Source organism: Chloroflexia bacterium SDU3-3 (assembly GCA_009268125.1).
GTDB lineage: Bacteria > Chloroflexota > Chloroflexia > Chloroflexales > Roseiflexaceae > SDU3-3.
Genome location: WBOU01000014.1, coordinates 151,155 through 169,564, shown reverse-complemented (window position 1 = coordinate 169,564; position 18,410 = coordinate 151,155). Strand labels below are relative to the sequence as shown.

The following is an 18,410-nucleotide window of genomic DNA, read 5'->3' as shown; positions in this document are numbered from 1 at the left end:
ATCATCTTCCCTCTTGACGCGCCTGAACATATGTTCTATGATCGTACGAATATTGGTCGCAAAGAGGGAGACTCGCGGTGAGCCTAGATCTAGCTACGCTCTGGAATTTCGCCAGCCCCGCCGCCAGCGAGGCGCGCTTTCGCGCCGCACTGGCGCAGGCCAACGCCGACGACACGATCATCCTGCAGACCCAGATCGCCCGCACCTACGGCCTGCGCCAGCAGTTTAGCCAGGCCCAGCGCATCCTCGACGCCATCGAGCCACAGGTGGCCGACGCCAGCCCCGAGGCCCGCGCGCGCTACCATCTGGAGCGAGGCCGCACCTTCTGCTCGGCCACCCACCCGCCCGCGCTGCCGACCGCCGAGGCCCGCGACTTCGCCACATCCGATTATGTCCAGTCGTTCAAAATCGCCCAGCAGGCCGCGCTCGACAGCATCGCCATCGACGCGCTGCACATGCTGGCCTTCGCCGCCGCCACGCCCGAGGCCCAGCTCGATTGGGGGCGCAAGGCGATCGCCTACATGCGTGGCTCGGCACAGCCCGAGGCCCAGCGCTGGGCCGGGGCGCTGCACAACAACCTAGGCTGCACGCTCCACCAGCAGGGCCGCTACGCCGAGGCGCTCGACGCCTTCGAGCAGGCGCTGGCCGCGCACCAGCAGCGCGGCAGCCCGCAGCAGGTGCGCGTCGCCCGCTGGATGGTGGCCTGGGCGCTGCGCTCGCTCGGGCGGCTGCCCGAGGCGCTGGCCATGCAGCTGCAGCTGGAGCGCGACTGCGACGCGGCGGGCGCGCCAGACCCGTACGTGTTTGAGGAGCTAGAGCAGATCTACCGCGCCTTGGGCGACGCCGCACAAGCCGACCGCTACCAGGGCCTGCGCGGCATTGAGCGTACCGCCTAACCATCAACCGACCACACGCCCAGGCTGCCGTCGCGGGAGGCACTGACCAGCCGCGCCCCGTCGGCGGTGAAATGCAGCGCCGTGACCGCGTCGCCGTGGCCGCTGACGCTGGCCAGCACTGCCCCATCGGCGGCGCGCAGCAGCACAACCCTGCCCGCCCCATCACCCGCCGCGATCAGCTGGCCGTCGGGCGACCACGCGACGGCGCTGAGTCCCGCCGCCTCCAGCGGTAGCTCGCGCCATCCCTGAGTGGCGATCTCGCACACGAACACACGCGCCCGCCGGTCCTCGTACGCATCGCGCAGAGAGGGCAGGCCGCCCGCCACGGCCAGCGCCGACCCATCGGGCGAGAAGGCCAGAGCCGTGAGGCGGCGGGCAGGCCCCGGCGGGCGCAGCCCCACCAAGCCCTGGGCGAACCTCGCGCCCCACACCACGCTCAGCGTGCCATCCCACGAGCAGAAGCCAAACTTCCCATCGGATGAGGCAGCCGCGCCCACCGCACGGTCGGCAAACGACAGCTTGCGCACCGCGCTCTTCCGCCCGGTCTTCCAGATCGTAGCCGCCGCGCCACACGCCGCCATCTGCTGGCCGTCGGGGTGCCAGGCCAGCGCCTCCACCTGCTTCTGCGGCAGGTCGAGCAGCTCGCCCACTGCGCCGCTGGCCAGATCGACCGCGCCCGCCTCGCCGCTGTGCGAGCGCCACGAGACCAGCGCGGCGTGCTCGTCGGGCGACAGGGCGACGTGGCGCAGCGCTGTGAGGCGGTCGGTGTTCCACTTGGCGCGGCTGCGCACCCTCGGGCGCAGCAGGGTCGGCTGGCCGCCCTCGGCGCTAGGGTAGATGCGCAGGCCGTCGTCGCAGGCGGCGTAGATGCGCCCGCCCGTGCCCAGCGCCAGGCCGCCGACCGCGCCCGTGAAGTCATCCAGCCGCGCCGCCAGCCGCCAGCCATCGGTCGCCCACACCTCCAGCCCGAAGCGGCGCTCCTCCGCCCCACGGTTCACATTGGTGGCCACCGTGGCCAGCAGCTGCGCACCATCGGGCGAAAAAGCCAGGCTATGCAGGTAGCGCATGCGCGGCGGCTCCACCACATCCGGCGGCGCGGCGAGCTGCGCCGCCAGCTGCCAGGTGGCAGTGTCAAACACGTGGATCACCTCACCGTCGCCACCCGCCGCGCACAGCTGGCGCGACGGCTCGTGGGCCAGCGCGCGCATATCGCCGACGCGGTGCCCCGCTTCATTCGGCGTCTCCAACAGATGCACGACCTCGCCGCACGCAGGGTCGACCACGGCCAGAAAGCACTCGGTGTGCGTGATCGTGCCGCCCCCGAAGGCCATGGCCGCCAGCAGCATGCCGTCGGGCATCCACAGCAGGCCCCTGGCCCCGAAGGGCAGCGCCCACTCGCCCATCATCGCGCCGGATGCCACATCCCACACCCACAGCTTGTGGTCGCGGCTGGCGCTGGCCAGCCTGGCCCCATCGGGCGACCACGCCAGCACCTCGGGCTGGCCATCGAACGATGAGGAGGTCTCGGGGTGGGTGAGGCAGGCCCGCCGCTCGCCACTGCGCACATCCCACAGCGTCACCTGGTGGCTGCCCAGGCCCACCGCCAGCGCCTCGGCGGCGGGCGAGAGCGCGGCGGCGTAGATAAGCGACCGCTCGCCAGTGTGAAAGCGCTGCACCATCGCGCCGTCGGCCAGCGACACCAGCCGCACCTCACGTATGGGGGCCTCGGCCACCAGCGCAGCTAGGCCAGCACGCTGGCGCAGGTCCATCCCGCGCGTGCCTGCCTGTACCAGCGGCTTCAGCGTGCCGCCGCGCACATCCCACACCCACAGCTCGGCGGCGGTGGCCACCACCACTCGCCCGTCGTCCAGCCAGCCAGCCTCGCAGAGCCGCCCGCAGCCTAGACGGCGCTCCAGGTTCAGAGCGCTGCCAGGGTCAGCTGATACAGAATAAGCGGTCATAGGAATAGGAGCGCTCCTCTTTTCTGAGAAAACGGCAGAGACGTGGTATAAAATCTGCCCATCAAGAGTATCACAGGCGGGCAAGGCCCTCCATAAAATAATCGACAAGACAAAAGCGCCGACCCAACCTCAGGCGGCATAGCTAGAAAGGAACGAATCCCATGGCCACAGCAGAACCTTTCAACCTCGAACGTTTCGTGAGCGCCCAGGAGCCGATCTACCGCACCGCGCTGGGCGAGATACGAGCCGGGCGCAAGCGCTCGCACTGGATGTGGTTCATCTTTCCGCAGATCGCAGGCCTGGGATTCAGCCCAACATCAAAGCTCTACGCCATCTCCGGCGCGGAGGAGGCCCGCAGCTACCTTGCCCACCCGCTACTAGGGCCACGCCTGCGCGAGTGCGCCGATGCGCTGCTGGCAGTGCAGGGGCGCTCGGCATCGGCCATCTTCGGCTCGCCCGATGACATGAAGCTGCGCTCCTCGATGACGCTCTTCGCGGCGGTGGCAGAGCACGATCCGCGCTTCGAGCAGGTGCTTGAGCGCTACTACGGCGGCCAGCGCGACCCGCAGACCCTGGATCGGCTTGGCGCGAAGCGATAGCGCGTAGGGCATCGCGGTCAAAAAACACCGGCCTGCGACGGAGCCAGCGGGGCCAATCCTGCAAACTCTGCGGGCTGCTGGCCACTGCATTGCGAACGCCTATAACGCAATCCCGTAGGCTTCCGCTCGCGGAACAGCTGTGCTACACTACAGCGAAATCAGAGATGCGACAGGCGGAAGGGAGCGTGTGCCATGGAAAATGCTACCCCAGCGACCACCGACCAGCGGTTCAGCCAGCTTGCCGAGCTATTCAGCGCCTACCCCGAGGTGCGCGGCCCCGCCGAGGCACTGATGCGGCCCATGTTTGGCTGCACCGCCCAGCTGCGCGTGGGCGACAAGATCTTCGCGATGCTGGTGGACGGGCGGCTGGTGCTGAAGCTGCCGCGCGATCAGGTCGCGGCCCTGGTCGCAGCAGGCGAGGCCGAGCCGTTCCGCAACGGGCGCGGCCAGCCCATGAAGGAGTGGGCATCGATCACGCCGCACGCCCAGGCCGACTGGGCCGCGCTCGCGCACCAGGCCATGGCGTTCGTCGCACCCGGGGCCTAGGCCGCCCCCGAGGCAAAAGAGAGGGAGACCACAGAGCAATGTCCACCGCATCCGAGCAGAGCAGGCAGGCCGTCGAGGCCTTCTGGGCGGCCATGAACACCAACGACTTCGCCGCCGCGGCGCTGCACCTCTCCGAGGACTTCGTGCTGGAGTGGCCGCAGTCGCGCGAGCGCATCCGTGGGCGTGCGAACTTCGCTGCCATCAACCAGAGCTACCCCGCCAATGGCCGCTGGCAGTTCACCATCCACCGGCTGGTGGCCGAGGGGGCCGAGGTCGTCAGCGACGTGGGCGTCACCGATGGCAGCGTGCACGCCCGCGCCATCACCTTCTCCACCGTGCGCGACGGCCAGATCGTCCGCCAGATCGAGTACTGGCCCGACGCCTACGAGGCCCCCGCCTGGCGCGCCCAGTGGGTTGAGCGCATGGGCTAGGCCGTGTGCGATCACGCGCGCGGCCTAGCCCTAGCTAGACAAAATGAATGCGCCCGCTAAGCAGAAGGTATGCCCATGAGCGCGTGGCGGCGGTACGCCCTCACGCAGTGGTGCTGGCGGCAGAAGCGGCGGACGCACAGAAATTGTCACCCTCGCGCGGCATCGGCAACGATACGCTGGCGCGAGGAGCACCGTCACTACCACACACTGGCCCAAGCGCCACAGCAAGGGATGGGATAGGGGTCTCGCACGTCATTTTGGAGAAGCAGACCGTAGGGGAGGCGCATTGACGCTGTAGCACCATTGCGATCCGGGCCAAGCCCTCAGCCACTAGTATAAAGTGGCTGAGGGCAGCATCAAGATGATCACACCCGTGAGCTACCCAACGCCACACCCTGATGGGCGCGTGTTATGACCATACAGAACCTCACCAAACTTGTCGCCCTCTTCAGCCAAGCCGACTCTCACAATGCGGAGTATGCGGCTGTGCGCCGCCTCGCCCGCGCCCACAAGCCTATCGCGGCAGGCGCGGAAGATATCGCCATCGGCATTATCTACTATATGCTCGACCCCATGATATGCATGGGCGTGGAGAACGTAGCACATGTCGAGTCATTTCTGCGCCACCCCGCGCTCAGGGAGCAGCTTGACAAGGCCGAGATCCATCTGATCCAATGCTTCATCGCGGCGCACGCGGCAGATATCACGCACATGATCAGGTTCATAGGCGAGATCAACGAGCTAGACCCAAAGACCACCCTTGAAAGCGAGGCGAAGACCATGATCGGCGCGGCGCTGCTGCGCCACTGCGCCGCCATCGGCGATGATTTGGCGAAGATCATCGTGGATGATGTGTACACAAAAAACAGCTGGCTCTGGGGCTAGCAGTCTCGCTCTCGGCCTTCGATCGGATGTATTGATAACCCTCTAGCTACGAGCCTCGCCGACTATCGAAGCATGCTGATCGACGCCGCGAGTACAACTACTACTTCGAGTCGATCGGCTCCGACCAGAACCTGATCGGCCTCTTCCGAGGCATCGGCTAGAGGCGCAGCCTCTCCATATGAAAGTAGTAATGGCGGGCGCGCTCACATCGCGCGCTGATAGTGCGGCTCGCCGTGGATCTGCTGGCCAGCTGGCGCGAAGCCCAGCCGCCTGTAGAGCCGCTGGGCGGAGTGGTTATCGGGGTGAACGGTGAGGTGCAGCCTGCGGCACAGCGGGTGCTCGCGGCGGATGTGCGCGAACAGCGCGCCGAGCGCCGCCGCCCCATAGCCCTGGCCCTGGTGGCGCTGATCGATAAAAAAGTGGTAGAGCCAGTAGGTTTCGCTGCTGCCCGGCTCGTAGGCGAGTGCCAGCATCCCAACGAACACCTGATCGGTCGCTATCGCGTAGGGCACCCAGCGCAGCCCGCCGGGGCGCACATAGGCTTTGGCCAGCACCAGCGCAGCGATTGGGGTGTGGCCGGCGATAAACGCCTGCTGCTGGGGGTGGACCGCCAGATCCAGCGTCGCGCGCCAGTTGTCCGCATTAATTTCCTGCAGTGCGACATGGGGCATGGGCTATCCTTCAGGTGCTACGCGCCAAGAGCTGGCCGCAATAGCACCTTGATATCACAAACGAAAGCAGGGCAGATCTGCCGCCATACTATAGCATCCACCGTCAAACGCTGTTTGGGTACTATCCTTCTCGGCCGGAGCTCACGCGATCGATCTGTCTGTTGTATCTGTAAAGCGTTCTCTCTTATCCCCTTCGCGCCTTCGCGTCTTCGTGGTAAAGAATGCTGACCGCAAACACATCATGGCCGCACTTCCGGTATAATCGCCCTGTCATCTGCACGAGGGTGGCGGCTGAACAAAAAAGTTTAGCATTAAAATACGGCGCAAAGCAGCGCTTTTCTCTCTGGCCAGGGCGGGATGCACCGCAAGGGATCAACTTTTATGTCCAGCGACACACACAGCGAGCACACGGCGGATAGCCACCCGTGGGGGGTAGGCATCGAGGGCCAGCGCAGGGCCGACCTGGGCGACGGGCGCTTTCTCAACCCCATCGTGCCCGGCGACCACGCCGACCCGACCATCCTGCGGGATGGCGACGACTACTACATGACCTTCTCCTCGTTCCTCACCTACCCTGGGATCGTGATCTGGCACTCAACCGACCTAGTGAACTGGCAGCCGATCTGCACCGCGCTGCACCAAAACATCGGCTCGGTCTGGGCGCTCGATCTGGTGAAGCACGAAGGCCGCTACTACATCTACATCCCGGCGGTCGGCGACGCGACCAACATCTACGTGATCTATGCCGACGACATCCGCGGGCCGTGGAGCGACCCGATCGACCTGCGCATGCCGGGCTGCATCGACCCCAACCACGTGGTGGGCGAGGATGGCAGGCGCTACCTGTTCGTGAACGGCATCCGCTCGATCGCGCTGAGCGACGACGGCCTGGCAACGGCGGGCGAGCTGAAGCAGGCCTACGATCCGTGGCGCTACCCCGAGAACTGGGATGTGGAGATGTTCGCGCCCGAGGGGCCGAAGATCTTCCGGCGCGGCGAGTATTTCTACCTGGTCTCCGCCGTGGGCGGCACCGCCGGTCCGGCCACCAGCCACATGGTGATCGTGGCGCGCTCGCGCTCGATCCACGGCCCCTGGGAGGACTGCCCGCACAACCCGATCGTGCACACCGCCTCGGCGGCGGAGCCGTGGTGGTCGCGCGGCCACGCCTCGCTGGTGGAGGCCCCCGACGGCGGCTGGTGGATGGTCTACCACGGCTACGAGAACGGCTTCCGTACGCTGGGCCGCCAGACGCTGCTAGAGCCGCTGGCATGGAGCGACGACGGCTGGCCGGTGGCCCAGGGCGGCACGCTGGCCCAGCCGATGGCCAAGCCGGGCGGCGGGCGCGCTGGCCCCGCTGGCATGGCGCTTTCCGACGACTTCTCGACCGACAAGTTTGGCATCCAGTGGAGCTTCTTCAACCCGCAGCAAGGCGAGATGGGCCGCGTGCGCTACGACGATAGGCGGCTGCACGTGGCGGGCAAAAACGCCACGCCCGAGGTCTCCTCGCCGCTCACCTGCGTGGTGGGCGATAGGCGCTACCAGGTGGAGGTGACGGTAGACACAGAGGGGGCGGCGCAGGGCGGCCTGCTGCTGTTCTACAGCGAGAAGATGTACTGCGGCCTGGGGCTGGGCGCGGGCGAGCTACGCACCTACAACTACGGCGAGGAGCACCGCTGGATGCGCATGGGGCTGGGCGCGCAGAGCATCCGGCTGCGGCTCACCAACATCGACCACGTGGTGACTTACCACTACTCGACCGACGGCGGCACGACCTGGCTGCGCCACCCCTGGCAGATGGAGACCTCGGGCATCCACCACAATGTCTTCGGCGGCTTTACCAGCCTGAAGCTGGCGCTGTTCTCCTGCGGCGACGGCTCCTGCACCTTCCGCGACTTCACCTACCGAGGCCTTCGCTAGCCCTCCTTGGGCGCACCCGCCCAGATTGTACGGCGGGTGCGCTCAGGCAGGCACCGAGATTATTTTGGCGGATGTATGGCCCAGCAATCAGCACCGCATCGCGATATTGACATGGTAATCGCCGCCGTACGAGCGGCGTTGCCCGAAATCCGCGTGCGTCAGCACCACAGGATACACCCCGCCGACGACGATGGGATCTGGTGGTTCTCGCTCCCCGCTACGAGCGAAATCCATGTGGAAAACTCTTATGGCATGTGCCCCTTTCTCATCGAGACAGACGAGTATTCTTCCCACAATGCGCGAGAAACCGCGACCGTTGAAACGACAGTCCAGATCGTGGTCGACTATCTGCGAGCGCAGCGCTAAGTTTTACCCGGCTCGCTAATTCGTTGGGCAACGTATAAGCCAGTAGCTCACCAGTCAGCTATAATAATCAAACGCACAAGCCCGCCGCCCGCCGTGGTCGGCGGGCGGCGGCGCGGGTGAGCCGTATGCTTTATCATGCCATCTGACACATCAACCGGGAAAGTACTAAACCCATGGGGAACCAGCGTGAAATCCAGCAAGTATCGCCCGCCCAACGGCTGGGTGTGGTGATCCCGATCCGCGAGGGCTGCGCGGCCTCGGTCGCGGCTATCCTCGCACCTCATGATCGGGGTCGCTTCTACACCTACCTGATCGAGCCAAACACAGCTGACTCAATCCCCAATCTAGATGGCGATGACATCCATGTAGGCGCACAGCAGGCGGCTCAGCTCGTCATCCAGAGCGGCGGCAAGATGTGGTGCGGCTACGAGGCGTTTGGCCAGCACATCGCCCAGCTCGCACCATATCTGAGCGATGCGCTGTTCTTTGTGGGCGATGATACGGGAGAGATCGATAGATTCCAGATCGCGCAGGGCAAGCTAAGCATCTGCCGCGTGCACACAGGGTGATGGATAAGCGTTGAAGAGTATCTAGAACAGGCCACAGCTGACGGCTCGCTCTCCACATGCCTTAGCTCGCCAACGCATCATGCGTAAGGCCAAACGGCATACCATGATCCGGCAGGCCCTTGGGGCGATCATGATACGCGGCTTGGCAATCCTGCTAGTGCAGAAGATCGCACGGTAGCACTCCTCGGGCCGCACCATTTCTACGCGCAGCCTATGCGCAGGAGCAACACCTATGAGCATCACCCTCACCGACGCCGACGGCGCATCGCTGGATGTCAACGCCTGGAACTGGGGCGTGCTCCACTACACGCTGGCATGCTGCACGCCCCCGCTGCTCCCCGACGAGGAGCTGCTCGACCAGCTGCGCTTCGGCGGGGTCGAGCTGGCAGCCGCCGAGGCGGCGGAGATCCGCCAGTATCTGCTGGCGGTGGTGCTGCCGAGGATCGGGCCAGGGGAGCGCATGCTCGCCGACCTGAGCGTCACCAATGTACCGGATGACGGCACTTTCTACCGCGATGATCCGGCCAAAAACTACAGCCTCAGCCACGAGGTGCTGGTCAGCGTGATCGAGTTCCTCGGGCGCGCCAGGCCGCCGATCCGGGTGGGCTAGATTATGGCTTTCAGATGATGCCTGCATTTGCCCTTGGCGTCTTGGAGCCTTGGTGGTAGAGGCTGCTACGCGCAGCCCGCGAGCGAATCGGCCCTTCTTGTTGTGATCTCGCCGCCCTGCCACCGCCGCGCTATAATACCCGCAGCCCCAGCCACCCCCTGTCGGCTTCGGCGCAGCCGCCCGCGTGTGCACGGGCATTCAGAGAGGAAAACCTTATGACCGTCGAGACCGAAGAGGACATCATCGCGCTGCGGCGCATCGGCAAGATCGTGGCGCTGGTGCTGCGGGAGATGCTGGCCGCCGCCGAGCCGGGCATGACCACCCGCGAGCTAGACGCCATCGGCGCGCGGCTGCTGGAGCAGCACGGCGCGCGATCCGCCCCCAAGATCACCTACGACTTCCCGGGCGCAACCTGCATCAGCATCAACGAGCAAATCGCCCACGGCATCCCGGGCGACCGCGTCATCCAGCCCGGCGATGTGCTGAACGTCGATGTCTCCGCCGAGCTGGGCGGCTACTTCGCCGACACCGGCGGCACCACCGTGGTGCCGCCGACCAGCGCGCAGAAGACCCGGCTGTGCCAGGCAGCGCAGAGCGCCCTGGCCCAGGCCATGCGGCAGGCCCGCGCAGGCCAGCCGATCAACGGCATCGGCGCGGCCATCCAGCGAACCGCAAACGCCCACGGCCTCAGGGTGATCGAGAACCTGGGTAGCCACGGCATCGGCCACGCGCTGCACGAGGCCCCCGAGTACATCGCCGGCACCTTTCGCCCTGCGGACAAGCGCACCCTGCGCAACGGCATGGTGATCACCATCGAGCCGTTCCTCTCCACCAAGAGCCGCATGGCGATGGAGACGGCAGATGGCTGGACCTTGGTGGGGGCGCAGGGCAGCCTCTCGGCGCAGTTCGAGCACACGATGATCATCACCAAGGGCGAGCCGATCGTGCTCACCCAGTAGCGGTGGATAGCGATGTGGGCGGCGGGCGCAGGGCCTGCCGCCCGCTGGCGGCACCACATCCCTCATAAGCTCCCATTTCTACAAAAGAGGCTGGATGGCACCTATCGAGCAGGCAATCACCAAAGGCTGCGTGGCCTACTTCAACGCCATTGAACATGACGCCGAGCGGCGCGAACGAACGCTGCGCTGCCTACCTAACCCACCTGGGCCGACGGTCACGCGCTCGGTCATCTTTCACGCTTTGGCTGACCTACATACCGAATGGCTCAACGGCGCAGCCCCCGATCCCGCTGTCATCAAGACGCTGATTGGCGCAGACTCGTACAGCAGCGAGGATGCGGGGCTGGTTCGCTATGGGATCCAGACCGATCTGCGGTGCCTGATCTTCGCATCTTGGCAGCCACCCGAGGTTGTCAAGTATACCTAGCACCACAAAACTCCTTATGACAAAGACAATGAACACCGACACCAGCCCCATCGCCGCGCTGTACGCCGCATTCGCCCGCTACCCGCTGCACGCGCGCGTGGCGGGCTGCCCCTGCTGCGTGGGCGACGCCGACCAGCGGCGCATCCGCAGCCGCTCGCTGCGCGCGCTCTCCGGCGCAGACCTGGGCCGCTACGCCTTCAAGGCCATGACCACCTGGGGCGACGCCGACGATCTGCGCCACTTCCTGCCGCGCATGATCGAGCTGCTGGCCACGGGCGACCCCGACATGCCCCTCGCCGAGATCGTGCTGAGCAAGCTGGCGATGGCGGAGTGGGGCGCGTGGCCCCCCGCCGAGCGCGACGCGGTGCGCAGCAGCCTCATGTGGCAGTGGGGGCAGGCACTGGCGGGCGGGGATGTCGACACATGGCTGTGCGCCATCGCGCAGGCCGAGGATGTGCTGCGGCCCTACCTGGCGCGCTGGGAGAAGGGCTTAGGCGGCGAGGCGACCCTAGCGCTGCACGGCTACATCGCGCAGAACATGGCCGCAATCCTGCGGGGCAGGCTGGCCAACGCGTTCTGGGCTGGCAGCCCCCGCCAGCAGGCCGAGGTGATCGCGTGGCTGCGCGGGCAGGGCCTGCGGGGGCGGCTCTACGCCGCGTTCGCCGCCGACATCGCCGCGCCCCAGGCCGACACCATCGCAGAGTGCGTGGACATGCTTGACATGCTGGACACCATGGCACCGCTGGGCGAGGCCAAATAGCAAGGAAAGACACACCCATAAACAGCGAAGAGACCGTCACAACCTACCTGGGCCTGATGGGCGTACCATGCGCTGCGCCCCATGCGCCGACCATCTATCTTGAGCAGACCAATCTTCAGGAGATTTGGGCCGCATTCCAGATCTTCGCGCGCATCCCACTTGTGTGCGAACATCAGATCTTTGGCTTTGAGTATCACTACAGCGCCGATCAGCAGTGCCTATCGATCTGCTTCCGGCGCAATTTCTACATCCTATTCGAGGAATATGAGGATGAGCCTGAGATCGAGGGTTCTGAGGGCGCGCTTCTCCCGCTCTGCTTCGAGGTGGCGGCGATGTACCGCATCCCCAGGCCCGAAGCGTATGAATACCGCTTCTTCCTCACCGAGGTGGCGGGCGATCTCGCGCAGGCATACCAGGATGAGGTCGAGCGCTACCGCCCGATCTGGGGACCGCTGCTGGATGAGGAGCCGTCGGATGTGTGGGTATTCCAGTAGGGGTCGCAACCAACAACTGAGCATGCGCCCGTTGGGAAGAACACACATATGCGGTTGACAGCAGCCAGCGGCTGTGAAACAATGCCTACATCCATTTTGATGGAGAATACAGCGATAACCAACATACAGGTGGCGCGCGTGCAGCGCATCCTCAAAAAATTAGCACAAGTCAAAGCAACTCATATCCCAGATAAGAAGTCCAGCCCCGACCAGTTTCAGCTCGTGCCGCCCCTGAGCGAAGCTGAGGTGCAGGCCTTTGAGGCCGAGCACCGCATCCGGCTGCCAGAAGACTACCGCGCCTTCCTCATCCACGCGGGCAACGGCGGCGCGGGGCCGATCTACGGCCTCTATAGCCTCGACAAGTACAATGACTTTGCCGATTGGGTAGAAGATGAGATCCCAGATGACTTCCTCGCCCGCCCATGCCCGCTCTCCCCAGGCATGCCACAGACGCCCGATTGGCGCGAACCTTTCGGAGACACATCGCCCTATCAGGGCACGCTAACGCTAGGGTCACGCGGCTGCACCTTCGAGACTCAGCTTATTGTCGCTGGCCCCTACGCTGGGCGAGTCATCTACGTCGATGCGGATGAACATGCGCCGCCCTATTTCGTTCGCGAGCCAGATTTTCTGGCCTGGTACGAGCGCTGGCTCGATGAGCTGATGCTGGGCTACAATCAGCTCCAGTTCGGCTATGGCCCAGGCGGCGGCGAGCTAGAGCTGTGGCAGATCTTGGATGACCCGCAGGCCGACGGCGAGCTCAAGGGCGAGGCGGCGGCGGCCTTCTGGCGGCTGCCGCGCCTTTCCGATGAGACCATCCGGCGTTTCCCAACGCTCTTAGAAAGCTCCTCTGCAGAGGTACGGTCGAACACGCTCATAGTGGCGAGGAAATTCAAGCTCAAAAGCCTCGCGCCCCACGCCATAGTGGTGCTCGACGACGTATCGGCAGACGTGCGAAAACAGGCGGTTTACACCATGGAAATGCTCGCCCCCCAGCGCTGGGTCGAGCCAGTTCGCAAGCTGCTCTGGGAAGACCCCGATAGGCATGTCGCATCCACAGCATTCTATCAACTTAAAAAAGCACGTGCGCTCATCAAGCCAGATCTGCTGCGCATTGTCACCACAGCGCCCCCGCACCTGTGCCGCGCCCACGCAATCGACGCAGGCTGGTGGGGAGCTGCAGATGCACCAATGCTCATCAAGCACCTGGAAGATGAGGAGCAGCATGTGCAATACAGGGCGCTTGTTGCGCTACAGCGGCTACACATCCGCAGCCGATTGCCCGCTATCATCAATCTGCTCTCGCATGAAGCAGTCAATGACATCACGAACATCATCCTAAAGCTGCAGGGAAAGAGCGGCCAAGCAGCGACCGTGCCTGTGCTGCTGAAATGGGCACGATGCGGCGATGATCTCAGTCGGCTCGCGGCGATGGATGCGCTGGCCAAGATCGGCGATGAGCGCGCCATACCCATCGCGCAGCGCATGCTGAGGGAAGAGCGCCCACCCATGCAAAAAAAAGAAAAAAGCACCCACGGCAAGACCATCGCGGCGCTGGTGCGCGCCAGCCTAGAGCAGTCGCCGAACCCCAGGCTGCGCGCGCTGGCCCGCTAGGGCGGTGCGGGCGGCTCGCCCGCAGCGCGCTTTTCACCCCGCAGGCCATATGCTATACTCCTCTCCTCACCCGCCATGCAAAGGAGCGCGCCCATGTTCTCGCTTTCGGATCGCCCCTCCGCCGAGGAGGCATCGCCCTACTTCTTCCGCTACATCCAGCTGGTCCCCGACGGCGACATCCTGCACACGCTGCGCACGCAGCACGGCGACATCCACGCCATGCTGCGCGGCATCGCCGACGACCGCGCATCCGCCGCGCCCGCCCCTGGCGAGTGGAGCATCAAAGAGGTGATCGCGCACGTGAGCGATACCGAGCGGCTGTTCGCCTTCCGCGCGCTGTGGTTTGCGCGCGGCGAGCAGGCCGCGCTGCCGGGGATGGAGCCGGACCCGTGGGTGGCGCTGGGCAACGCCAACGCGCGGTCGGTGCCCGACCTGCTGGCCGAGTTCGACCAGGTGCGGGCGGCCAGCCTCTGGCTGCTGGACAACCTGGACGCCGCAGCCTGGCAGCGCCAGGGCGTCGCAAGCAGTTCGGTGCTGAGCGTGCGCGCGCTGGCCTGGATAATCGCGGGCCACGAGCTGCACCACAACCTCTCGCTGCGCGAGGTCTACCTCTAGGCGCGCGGTATCGCAGGGCGGCGAGGATGCCGCCCGCTCCCACATGCCGAAATCCCCCTTGACTCTCACCCTACCTGAGGCGCTAGAGTACGCACATCGCAGCAAACCCGGAGAGACGCCATGATCAAGATCGGAGACTTTGCCCGCCTAGGACAGGTGTCGATCGTGACCCTTCGCCACTATGATGAGATCGGGCTGCTGAAGCCAGTCGAGGTAGATAGCTTCACCGGGTACCGCTACTACTCGGTGAGCCAGCTGCCGCGTCTCACCCGCATCCTGGCGCTCAAAGACCTAGGCTTCTCGCTCGACCAGATCGAGGCCGTGCTCGGCGGCCTGACCCTGGATCATCTCCGTGGGATGCTGCAGCTCCGCCACGCCGAGGTCGAGCAGCAGATCGCGCAGGAGCAAGGCCGGCTGCTGCGCATCGCTGCTCGGATCAGGCAGATTGAAAGCGAGGATGCTATGCCTTCCTACGATGTCGTGCTCAAGACCCTGCCCGCCCAGCTGATCGCATCGCGCCGCGTGACCATCCCGACCAACGACCAGGTGCCGCAGTACCTCGATGCGGCCTACATGGAGACCTACACCCATCTTAGGGAGCGCGGCGCGAGGGACACCGGGCCGTGCTTCGCCATCTGGCACCAGCCCGCCGAGGTTCTCACCAACGAGGATGCCGAGGCAGCCGTGCCGATCGACCGCAGCATCGCCAGCGGCGAGCGCGTGCAAGTCTACGAGCTGCCGCCGCAGCAGGTGGCAGCGGCGGTGCACTACGGCGGGTTCGATGGCCTGGGGCAGGCGCATATGGCGCTGCTCGCGTGGATCGAGGCCAACGGCTACCGATCGACCGGCACCTACCGCGAGGTCTACATCCACCACGGCGACGGCGACATGCACGAGACCGCCACCGAGGTGCAGTATCCGATAGAGCGGCCATAGCCCTCGCGCAGCGAGGAGCGCGGAGGGCGGGCCGCATGGCCCGCCCTCCTGCGATTCATCCAGTGCTATACTCTCTCTCGTCGCCGATGGCGGCTATCTGCCGCAATGAGTCGAGGTATATCGCTATGACAGCACCCGAAAGCATGCCCGACATCCGCGCCCGTATTGAGCGTGCGATCCAGCGGGTCGTCCGCGCCACCGCGCCGCTCTCGCCCGATCAGCTCCTGCTGCCCTGCCTACCCGACGGCTGGACCGTCAAAGATGTGCTGGCCCACCTCACCTGGTGGGATCAGTGGCTCCTAGCGACGCTGCCCGCCGATGAGGCGCTGGACGGCCCGCGAATCCTGCCGCCGCTCTTCGACCAGACATCCGAGACCCAGGACTCGATCGACGCGATGAACGCCAAGGTCTTCGCACACTATCGGTCGCGCAGTGTCGCGGATGTCCTAGAGGGATTCGCGGCCACCCGGCAGCGGGTCGCCGCCCGCGTGGCGCGCCTCAGCGAGGAGGATCTGTTTGCCCCCGAAGGGCTCTCAAAGCAGCTAGGCTTCCCTGCCGCTCCGCTGATCCAGGGCATCTACGAGCACTACGAGGAGCACGCAGATCAGCTGGAGCGGCTGCCCTTTGTCTCACGCTAGCAGGCACGGCATAGTGCACAGGGGGCTGTACGGTCGGCCCTGCATGGGTGCACTGCTCCTCGGCGCGCTGCAACACTCTCGCGCGGATCGGCGTAGCATGGCAGGGCTGCAGCACCCTTCGCACATCACATGATCCCGAGGAGGCATACCCTGGACGACAATAGCCTACAGCAGGCGCTCAGTGCGCTGGTTCAATCTGGATCGCGCGCCAACCCTGCCTACGACACCCTTCTGGGCGACTATACGCTGTTTCACGCCGTGCTTGCGATCGAGGGCGGCATCTTCGCCCTGCTGCTGGGGCTGCTCTGCTGGGGCTGCTGGCGGCGGCTCGGCCAGCTGCGCCGCGCCGAGGCTGGCAGGGCCGCGTTTGAGCAGTGGGTCGTCATTGGCTTTGGGCTGGCCAGCGCGGTCGCAGCGCTCGCGCTGGTGGTGGTGGTGGCGGCAAACCTCAGCAATGTGCTCGACCCCCAGGCCGGGTTTGCCCAGGCCATCCCCGAGCTGGGCACGCCCCATGCTGGCACACGCCAGGCCGCGATCCACCGCGAGGTGGCCGCGTGGGCGCGGTCGGGCGCGGCTGCCATGCCAGCCGCGCTGCGCGACGCGCTGCGCGACCGGCTGGCATGGCAGCTTCCCAAGGCCATCGTATGCAGCGGCCTGCTGGCGGTGGCTGCGGCGCTCACCGCCGCGCTCTGGCGGCGCTTGATCCGTAGGGCGGCCCAGGCCACACAGTGGGGCCCGAAAGCGTATGCGGGCATCGCAGCAGGGGTGCTGGCCGCGCCGACCACGCTGCTGCTCATGCTCATGGCCATGGCCAACACCCAGGCCTCATTCGCGCCGATCACGCTGACGCTGCTCTTCGGCTAGGCGCGGGCAGCCACACCCGCATCGAAAGGTCGCAAACCCATGGACCCGCTCGCGCTCGCACACCTATCGCTCGACGGCCTCTCGATTGGGGATGCATTCGGCCAGTGCTTCTTCCAGCTGGAGGACGCAGACGCCCAGATCGAGCGGCGGCAGCTGCCGGATGCGCCCTGGTACTACACCGACGACACCGAGATGGCGCTGTCGGTTGTGTCGGTGCTGGCCGCGCGCGGGGCTATCGACCAGGATGCGCTGGCCGCCAGCTTCGCCCGCCGCTACGACTACAACCGCGCCTACGGCCCATCCATGCACCGCGTCCTTGACCGCATCCGCCATGGCGAAAGCTGGCGAGAGGTCGCGGCCAGCAGCTTCGCGGGCCAAGGCTCGTGGGGCAACGGTGCCGCGATGCGCGCCGCACCGCTGGGGGCGTTCTTCTCCGCCGATCTCACCATGGTGGCGGCGCAGGCGGCGCGCTCGGCGGAGGTGACGCACGCCCATCCCGAGGGCGTGGCCGGGGCGGTCGCCGTGGCACTCGCCGCCGCCATAGCGGCCCAGTCCGCCGCCTCTGGCCCGCGCCCGACCCCGCAGCAGTTCCTAGCCCATGTGATCGCGCAGCTGCCGCCCAGCGAGGTGCGCTCGAAGCTGCTGCGCGCCCAGTCGATCGACGAGGCTAGCTCGCTGCCGTTTGCGGTCGCAGTGCTGGGCAACGGAACCGACATGTCGGCCCAGGACACCGCACCGTTTGCGCTGTGGTGCTGCGCCCAGCATCTGGAAAGCTACCCCGAGGCGCTCTGGCTGGCCGCGCGCGGCGGCGGCGACCGCGACACGATCTGCGCCATCGTTGGGGGCGTCGTCGCCTGCTTCGTGGGGGCAGGCGGCATCCCCGATACGTGGCAGAGCCGCCGTGAGGCGCTGCCGACATGGCACCTGGGCGGCTAGCCTCGCCCGCCGCTGTGGCGCGCAGCTTGATGGTCTGCCTACCGGCCTGGGCTCTTGACGCAGGCTCTATACTGATAAACACCCACCGTTATGATCAAAACCACCGCCATAGCAATCGGCTAGGGCACGGTAGCCTCTGCGTGGAGACACCGCATGAAAGTCGATGAGATCAAGCTGCTGTACGCGTTCAGCGACTGGGCCGACGCCCGCATCCTTGCGGCCTGCGCCAGGGTAGGCCCCGAGCAGTACGCCGCCCCGAGCGCTGGCGGCACCGGGCGCGGCGGGCTGCGCGAGACCATGGTGCATATCCTAGACAGCATGTGGCAGGACCGGATCACGCTGCAGGGCTACTACCAGCACCCGCTGGCCGATGAGGCCGCCTACGACGCCACCGAGCTGCACGAGGATGCCTTCCCGACCTTCGCCGCGCTGCAGGTGCGCTGGGCCGCAGAGCAGCGGGAGATGTGGGCCTACCTGGATGGCCTAAGCGAGGAGAGGCTGAACGGCACCATCCGCTATGTCATCCCCGGCGTGGTGCGCGAGCGGGTGGTCTGGCAGTTCCTGGTGGCCGCGCAGCTCCACATCATGCAGCACCGCAGCGAGGCCGCCGTGCTGCTGACCGCCTATGGCCAGTCGCCCGGCAATCTTGAGTTCACCCTGTTCCTAGACGAGCGCGCGTGAGAAGGGGCCTTAGTAACATCAAGCGGTGAGGGGCA

General features: G+C 66.0%; 22 protein-coding genes. 20 read left to right on the top strand and 2 right to left on the bottom strand.

Going from position 1 to position 18,410, the window contains the following annotated elements; genetic code table 11:
* Window positions 1–77: 77 nt before the first annotated feature.
* Complete coding sequence (locus tag F8S13_20670; GenBank protein ID KAB8141216.1) at window positions 78–896, top strand: tetratricopeptide repeat protein; 819 nt, start codon at window positions 78–80, stop codon at window positions 894–896.
* On the opposite strand, the gene F8S13_20665 is transcribed toward F8S13_20670, so the two are convergent.
* Window positions 893–2,857, bottom strand: a complete 1,965-nt coding sequence (locus tag F8S13_20665) for a hypothetical protein (GenBank protein ID KAB8141215.1) — start codon at window positions 2,855–2,857, stop codon at window positions 893–895. The two genes, F8S13_20670 and F8S13_20665, sit on opposite strands and share 4 nt — an antisense overlap.
* A 161-nt stretch (window positions 2,858–3,018) precedes the next feature.
* Between F8S13_20665 and F8S13_20660 the strand changes: the two genes are divergently transcribed.
* The 4 genes from F8S13_20660 (at window position 3,019) to F8S13_20645 (ending at window position 5,318) form a co-directional block, all read left to right on the top strand.
* On the top strand, window positions 3,019–3,456 hold the full coding sequence (locus tag F8S13_20660; protein ID KAB8141214.1) for a DUF1810 domain-containing protein: 438 nt from the start codon (window positions 3,019–3,021) through the stop codon (window positions 3,454–3,456).
* Window positions 3,457–3,648: 192 nt separating this feature from the next.
* Window positions 3,649–4,002 (top strand): TfoX/Sxy family protein, encoded by a 354-nt coding sequence (locus F8S13_20655; GenBank protein ID KAB8141213.1) that lies wholly within the window; start codon window positions 3,649–3,651, stop codon window positions 4,000–4,002.
* Between the two features lie 38 nt (window positions 4,003–4,040).
* A complete protein-coding gene (locus F8S13_20650) occupies window positions 4,041–4,433 on the top strand; it encodes a nuclear transport factor 2 family protein (GenBank protein KAB8141212.1) in 393 nt (130 codons plus the stop codon).
* 411 nt (window positions 4,434–4,844) lie between these two features.
* Entirely contained in the window at window positions 4,845–5,318 is a 474-nt protein-coding gene (locus F8S13_20645) for a hypothetical protein (GenBank protein KAB8141211.1), read from the top strand.
* Between the two features lie 203 nt (window positions 5,319–5,521).
* On the opposite strand, the gene F8S13_20640 is transcribed toward F8S13_20645, so the two are convergent.
* Window positions 5,522–5,989 (bottom strand): GNAT family N-acetyltransferase, encoded by a 468-nt coding sequence (locus F8S13_20640; protein KAB8141210.1) that lies wholly within the window; start codon window positions 5,987–5,989, stop codon window positions 5,522–5,524.
* A 357-nt stretch (window positions 5,990–6,346) separates the two neighbouring features.
* On the opposite strand from F8S13_20640, the gene F8S13_20635 reads away from it, so the two are divergent.
* The 15 genes from F8S13_20635 (at window position 6,347) to F8S13_20565 (ending at window position 18,375) form a co-directional block, all read left to right on the top strand.
* Entirely contained in the window at window positions 6,347–7,906 is a 1,560-nt protein-coding gene (locus tag F8S13_20635) for a family 43 glycosylhydrolase (GenBank protein KAB8141209.1), read from the top strand.
* Window positions 7,907–7,981: 75 nt separating this feature from the next.
* Window positions 7,982–8,272 carry a hypothetical protein gene (locus F8S13_20630; protein ID KAB8141208.1) on the top strand — a complete coding sequence of 97 codons (291 nt, stop codon included), beginning with the start codon at window positions 7,982–7,984 and terminating at the stop codon, window positions 8,270–8,272.
* Between the two features lie 173 nt (window positions 8,273–8,445).
* A complete protein-coding gene (locus tag F8S13_20625; GenBank protein KAB8141207.1) occupies window positions 8,446–8,841 on the top strand; it encodes a hypothetical protein in 396 nt (131 codons plus the stop codon).
* Between the two features lie 232 nt (window positions 8,842–9,073).
* Entirely contained in the window at window positions 9,074–9,451 is a 378-nt protein-coding gene (locus tag F8S13_20620; protein KAB8141206.1) for a hypothetical protein, read from the top strand.
* 215 nt (window positions 9,452–9,666) lie between these two features.
* Window positions 9,667–10,410, top strand: coding sequence for a type I methionyl aminopeptidase (gene map, locus F8S13_20615; protein KAB8141205.1), 744 nt, complete (start codon window positions 9,667–9,669; stop codon window positions 10,408–10,410).
* A gap of 94 nt (window positions 10,411–10,504) precedes the next feature.
* Window positions 10,505–10,837, top strand: a complete 333-nt coding sequence (locus F8S13_20610) for a hypothetical protein (protein KAB8141204.1) — start codon at window positions 10,505–10,507, stop codon at window positions 10,835–10,837.
* Between the two features lie 16 nt (window positions 10,838–10,853).
* The gene (locus F8S13_20605; protein ID KAB8141203.1) at window positions 10,854–11,597 is read left to right on the top strand and encodes a hypothetical protein; all 744 of its coding nucleotides are present in this window, start codon (window positions 10,854–10,856) and stop codon (window positions 11,595–11,597) included.
* Between the two features lie 56 nt (window positions 11,598–11,653).
* Window positions 11,654–12,091, top strand: a complete 438-nt coding sequence (locus tag F8S13_20600) for a hypothetical protein (GenBank protein KAB8141202.1) — start codon at window positions 11,654–11,656, stop codon at window positions 12,089–12,091.
* Window positions 12,092–12,139: 48 nt separating this feature from the next.
* The gene (locus tag F8S13_20595; protein ID KAB8141201.1) at window positions 12,140–13,705 is read left to right on the top strand and encodes a hypothetical protein; all 1,566 of its coding nucleotides are present in this window, start codon (window positions 12,140–12,142) and stop codon (window positions 13,703–13,705) included.
* A gap of 75 nt (window positions 13,706–13,780) precedes the next feature.
* Complete coding sequence (locus F8S13_20590; protein KAB8141200.1) at window positions 13,781–14,320, top strand: DinB family protein; 540 nt, start codon at window positions 13,781–13,783, stop codon at window positions 14,318–14,320.
* A gap of 120 nt (window positions 14,321–14,440) precedes the next feature.
* The gene (locus tag F8S13_20585; GenBank protein KAB8141199.1) at window positions 14,441–15,256 is read left to right on the top strand and encodes a MerR family transcriptional regulator; all 816 of its coding nucleotides are present in this window, start codon (window positions 14,441–14,443) and stop codon (window positions 15,254–15,256) included.
* Window positions 15,257–15,291: 35 nt separating this feature from the next.
* Entirely contained in the window at window positions 15,292–15,894 is a 603-nt protein-coding gene (locus F8S13_20580) for a ClbS/DfsB family four-helix bundle protein (protein KAB8141198.1), read from the top strand.
* 129 nt (window positions 15,895–16,023) lie between these two features.
* Entirely contained in the window at window positions 16,024–16,758 is a 735-nt protein-coding gene (locus F8S13_20575; GenBank protein KAB8141197.1) for a hypothetical protein, read from the top strand.
* A gap of 39 nt (window positions 16,759–16,797) precedes the next feature.
* Window positions 16,798–17,694, top strand: coding sequence for an ADP-ribosylglycohydrolase family protein (locus F8S13_20570; GenBank protein ID KAB8141196.1), 897 nt, complete (start codon window positions 16,798–16,800; stop codon window positions 17,692–17,694).
* Window positions 17,695–17,847: 153 nt separating this feature from the next.
* Window positions 17,848–18,375, top strand: a complete 528-nt coding sequence (locus tag F8S13_20565; GenBank protein ID KAB8141195.1) for a hypothetical protein — start codon at window positions 17,848–17,850, stop codon at window positions 18,373–18,375.
* Window positions 18,376–18,410 lie beyond the last annotated feature (35 nt).